The 446-nt window shown below is 47.8% G+C and carries 1 protein-coding gene; it reads right to left on the reverse strand.

Annotation, left to right across the window (positions count from 1 at the left end; all coding sequences use genetic code 11):
* Positions 1-446: NAD(P)H-dependent oxidoreductase (locus HMPREF2959_RS06620; protein WP_021437802.1), on the reverse strand; the 446-nt coding region annotated here is incomplete at its 5' end.

The following is a 446-nucleotide window of genomic DNA, read 5'->3' on the forward strand; positions in this document are numbered from 1 at the left end:
TTAGCCGAACACTTTTTCCAAGTGTGCCTGATAATCTGCCAAGTATTTTTCCACTTGTGGATTTTTAACCACATCGTTACATAAGAATGTCGGCAGGCGGGTCATACCCAAAAACTCGTTGGCTTTGTGGAAGTGCATATACAAAACATCAACGCCTTTGCCTTCAAAGAAATCGCCTTCGCGGGTAAACGCCTCAATCGGCGCATTCCAAGTCAGTGAAAGCATATGTTTTTTGCCTTGCAACAAGCCGCCTGTGCCGTAGCCCTCAGTCGGATTGACGCTGTGTCTGCCGTCGCTTTGGTAGAGTTTGCCGTGTCCAGCGGTTAATACTCCGTCTATGTATTTTTTCACTGTCCAAGGCTCGTGCATCCACCAGCCCGGCATCTGCCAAATCACAGCATCCATCCAAACGAATTTTTCGATTTCTGCCTCAACATCATAGCCGG

This window comes from Neisseria sp. HMSC070F02, from assembly GCF_001814225.1.
GTDB classification, from domain to species: Bacteria; Pseudomonadota; Gammaproteobacteria; order Burkholderiales; family Neisseriaceae; genus Neisseria; species Neisseria meningitidis.